Genomic DNA, 4,657 nt, shown 5'->3' on the forward strand with positions numbered 1-4,657 from the left:
CGGCAGCTGGGGCAGCGGCCAGCAAGGCGCCTACGCCGCCGCCAACCACTACCTCGACGCCCTCGCCGAGCACCGCCGCTCCCAGCAACGCCCCGCCACGTCCGTCGCCTGGGGTCTCTGGGGGGACATCGGCATGGCCGCCGAGGAGGAGTCCGTGGCGTACCTCTCGCGTTTCGGCCTTCGCCCGATCCACCCCGACCTGGCGACCAGGGCGCTGCACCACGCCGTCTCCACCGGCACCACGACGCTCACCGTCGCCGACATCGACTGGACCCTGTTCACCCCCACCTTCACCGCGGCTCGTCCCGCGCCCCTCCTCGACGACCTCCCCGAGAACCGGCAGCCGGCCACCGCGCCGAGCGGTACCGTCTCGACACCGCTGGCCGAGGAGCTCGCGCAGGCCCCGGCCGCTCAGCGGGAGCAGATCCTTCTTCAGCACGTGCAGGCTCAGGCGGCCGCCACCCTCGGCCTTCCGTCGCGCGACGCCGTCCCGCCGCACAAGCCGTTCCAGGAACTCGGCTTCGACTCCCTCACCGCCGTCCAACTGCGCAACCAGCTCAACGCCAGCACCGGACTCCGGCTCCCGGCCACCGTCGTCTTCGACCGGCCCACTCCCCAGGAACTCGCCGACCACCTGCGCGGCGAGATGGTCGGCGGCGACGCCCCGGACGAGGGCTCGATCCTGGCGGAGCTCGACCGGTGGGACGCGGCCTGCGCCGCGGGCGAGGTGGACGCCGCGGCGCGCCGGCGGATCGCCGCGCGGATGCGGTCCCTGCTGGCCGCCTGGACCGGCGACCCCGACGCGTCCCGCGGCGACCTGGAGACGGCCACGGCGGACGACATGTTCGACCTCATCGCCCGCGAGTTCGGTAAGTCCTGACCAGTCCTGTCCTGAAGGAGCCTCGACCCCATGTCGAACGAGGAAAAGCTTCTCGAAAATCTCAAGTGGGTCACCGCGGAGCTGCGCAGGACGCGCGAACGTCTGGACAGGCTGGAGTCGGCCGGGCCCGAGCCGATCGCGATCATAGGCATGGCCTGCCGGTTCCCCGGCGGCGTCCGGTCGGCGGAGGACCTGTGGCGGCTGGTGGCCTCCGGCACGGACGCCATCTCCCCGTTCCCGACGGACCGGGGCTGGGACCTGGACGCCCTCTACGATCCGGACCCGGAGAAGCCCGGCACCAGTTACGTGCGCGAGGGCGGGTTCCTGTACGACGCCGGGACGTTCGACGCGGCGTTCTTCGGGATCAGCCCGCGCGAGGCGGTCGCCATGGATCCGCAGCAGCGTCTGCTCCTTGAGACCGCGCACGAGGCGGCGGAGCACGCGGGGCTGAACCGCGAGGCGCTGGACGGCAGCGACACCGGCGTGTTCACCGGCGTCAGCGCGCACGACTACCTGACGCTCATCGCCCAGTCCTCCAGCGATGTCGAGGGGTACATCGGCACCGGCAACCTGGGCAGCGTGGCGTCCGGCCGGATCTCCTACACCTTCGGGTTGCAGGGTCCGGCGACGACGGTGGACACCGCCTGCTCGTCCTCGCTGGTGGCGATCCATCTGGCCTGCCAGGCGCTGCGGGACGGCGACTGCTCGCTCGCGATGGCCGGTGGCGCGACCGTGATGTCCACGCCCGGCCCGTTCACCGAGTTTTCGCGGCAGCGGGGAATGGCGCCCGACGGCCGGATCAAGGCATTCGCCGACGCCGCCGACGGCACGGGCTGGGCCGAGGGCGTCGGCCTCGTCATGCTGGAACGGCTCAGCGACGCCCAGCGCAAGGGCCGCCGCATCCTCGCGGTGATCCGCGGGTCGGCGGTCAACCAGGACGGCACGAGCAACGGGCTGGCGGCACCCAACGGCCCGTCGCAGGAGCGGGTGATCCGCCAGGCGCTCGCCAACGCGGGCCTGTCTCCCACCGAACTGGACGCCGTCGAGGCCCACGGCACCGGCACCACCCTCGGCGACCCCATCGAGGCCCAAGCGCTTCTCGCCGCCTACGGACAGCAGCGTCCGGCGGACCGGCCGCTATGGCTCGGCTCGGTCAAATCCAACATCGGCCACACCCAGGCCGCCGCCGGCGTCGCCGGCGTCATCAAAATGGTCATGGCCATCCACAACGGCCTCCTCCCCGCCTCCCTCCACATCGACCAACCCACCCGACACGTCGACTGGACCACCGGCACCGTCCAACTCCTCACCCAACCCACCCCCTGGCCCCACACCCAACGACCACGACGCGCAGGCATCTCCGGATTCGGCATCTCCGGCACCAACGCCCACCTCATCCTCGAACAACCACCCGACCAACCCGACCACCCGCAACCGCGGCCACCGTCCGGCCGGCACCACGATCAACGCCACGATCAGAGCCACGGCCTCGTGCCCTGGCCGGTGTCGGCGCGCGGCGAGAAGGCGCTGCGCGCGCAGGCCGGGCGCCTCGTCGAGCATCTCGCCGCGCATCCCGAGATGTCGCCCGCCGAGGTCGGCTGGTCGTTGATCAAGACCCGGTCGGCGTTCGAGCACCGTGCGGTGATCGCGGCCCGGGACCCGCGCGCGGGCCTGGAGGCGCTGGCCACCGGACAGCCACATCCTGACCTGGTGGTCGGCCAGGTGGGACCGAAGGGCCCGGGCCCGGTGCTGGTGTTCCCTGGTCAGGGTTCGCAGTGGGTAGGCATGGGCGCCCAGCTGCTGGAGCAGTCCGGGGTGTTCGCGGCGCGGATGGCCGAGTGCGAGGACGCCTTGGCCCCGCATGTGGACTGGTCACTGAGCCAGGTGATCGGCGGCGACGGATCCGAGCTGGCCCGCGTGGACGTGGTGCAGCCCGTCCTGTGGGCGATCATGGTGTCCCTCGCCGCCGTCTGGGCCGACCACGGCGTCGTCCCGGCCGCGGTCATCGGGCACAGCCAGGGCGAAATCGCCGCCGCCTGCGTCGCCGGGGCCCTGTCCCTGGAGGACGCCGCGCGCGTGGTCGCCGTCCGCAGCAAGGCACTGCGGCAGCTATCGGGCGGCGGCGCGATGGCCTCCATCGGCGCAGGCGCCGACCACGTCCAAACACTGCTGGACGACACGGTGCGGGACGACGCAGCACGGGAGGCGGTGCAGGTCGCGGCGGTCAACAGCCCCTCGGCCACCGTCATCTCCGGCCCACCCGACCAGATCCAGCAGGTCGTCACCGCAGCCCAGGAACAAGGACTGCGCGCCCGGGTCATCGACGTCGACTACGCCTCCCACGGCCCCCAGGTCGACCAGATCACCGACCACCTCACCCACGCCCTCGCCGACATCACCCCCACCACCACCGACACCGCCTTCTACTCCACCGTCACCGGCCAGCGCATCGACACCACCGCACTCGACACCGCCTACTGGGTCACCAACCTGCGCCGGCCCGTCCACTTCGCCGACACCGTGGACGCCCTGCTCAGCGACGGTTACCAGACCTTCATCGAAGCCAGCCCTCATCCCGTCCTGACTGTCGGCTTGGAGGAGTGCTTCGAGCGGGCCGAAGCGACGGCGTCCGCGGTGCCCACGCTGCGCCGTGACCACGGCGGTTCGGACCAGGTCGCCCTCGCGCTCGCCCACGCCCATACGGTCGGCACGCCCATCGACTGGGACCCCTTCTTCCCCGCCGACCCCGAACCCCGGATCGTCGACCTTCCGAGCTACGCGTTCCAGGGCGAACGGTACTGGCTGGAGCCTCCGGCGGCCGGACGGTCCGGCGGTGCCGGAGACGATCCCGTCGAGGACAGGCTGTGGCAGGCGATCGAGGAGGAGGACGTCGACGCGCTGTCCGACACCCTGGGCCTGGACGGTGAGGACGCGGTCGCGGCGCTCGGCCCGGCCCTGCCCGCGCTGTCGGCGTGGCGGCGCGAGCACCGGGAGCGGCGGACGATCGACTCCTGGCGCTACGAGTTCGGCTGGAAGCACGTCTCCCAGCCCGCCGCGCCGGCGCTCACCGGGACGTGGCTGCTGCTCGTCCCGGCCGCGCAGTCGGACCATCCCGCGGTGCACGTCGCGTCGCGGGCGATCAACGCGCATGGGGCCGTCGCCGTGCGGCACCTGCTGGAGCGGGACGAGCTCGAACGCGACGCGCTCACCGACCGGCTGGCGGAGCTCGCCGCCGAGGTGGATCCGGCGGGGGTGGTCAGCCTGCTGGCCCTGGACGAGGCGCCGCATCCGCAGTACGAGGCGGTGCCGTCCGGCCTGTCGGCCACCACCGCCCTCATCCAGGCCATGACCGACACCGACACCACCGCACCCCTGTGGTGCCTCACCCAAGGCGCCGTCGCCACCACCCACGCCGACCCCCTCACCCACCCCACTCAGGCACAGATCTGGGGCCTGGGACGCGTCGCCGCCCTCGAACACCCCAAACTCTGGGGCGGCCTCATTGACCTGCCCACCACCATCGACCAACGCACCCCCGACCGCCTCGCCGCACTCCTCACCCCAGGACAACCCGAAGACCAAGCCGCCATCCGTCCCACCGGCGTCCTCGCCCGCCGAATGCGCCGCGCACCCGCCACCCCGGCCACGCCCCCCGACTGGAAGCCCACCGGCACCACACTGATCACCGGCGGCACCGGCGGCATCGGCGCCCACCTCGCCCGCTGGCTCGCCGCCAACGGCGCCCCCCACCTCCTCCTCACCAGCCGCCGCGGCCCC

The 4,657-nt window shown here is 72.6% G+C and carries 2 protein-coding genes; both read left to right on the forward strand.

Annotated elements, in window-relative coordinates; all coding sequences use genetic code 11:
* The coding region (locus E1300_RS47690; protein WP_131763862.1) for a beta-ketoacyl reductase at positions 1-880 on the forward strand (880 nt) is incomplete at its 5' end.
* A 30-nt stretch (positions 881-910) separates the two neighbouring features.
* Positions 911-4,657, forward strand: a 3,747-nt coding sequence (locus tag E1300_RS47695) for a type I polyketide synthase (protein WP_131763863.1), incomplete at its 3' end; no start/stop codon positions are given.

This window comes from Actinomadura fibrosa (assembly GCF_900659615.1).
Taxonomy (GTDB): Bacteria; Actinomycetota; Actinomycetes; order Streptosporangiales; family Streptosporangiaceae; genus Spirillospora; species Spirillospora fibrosa.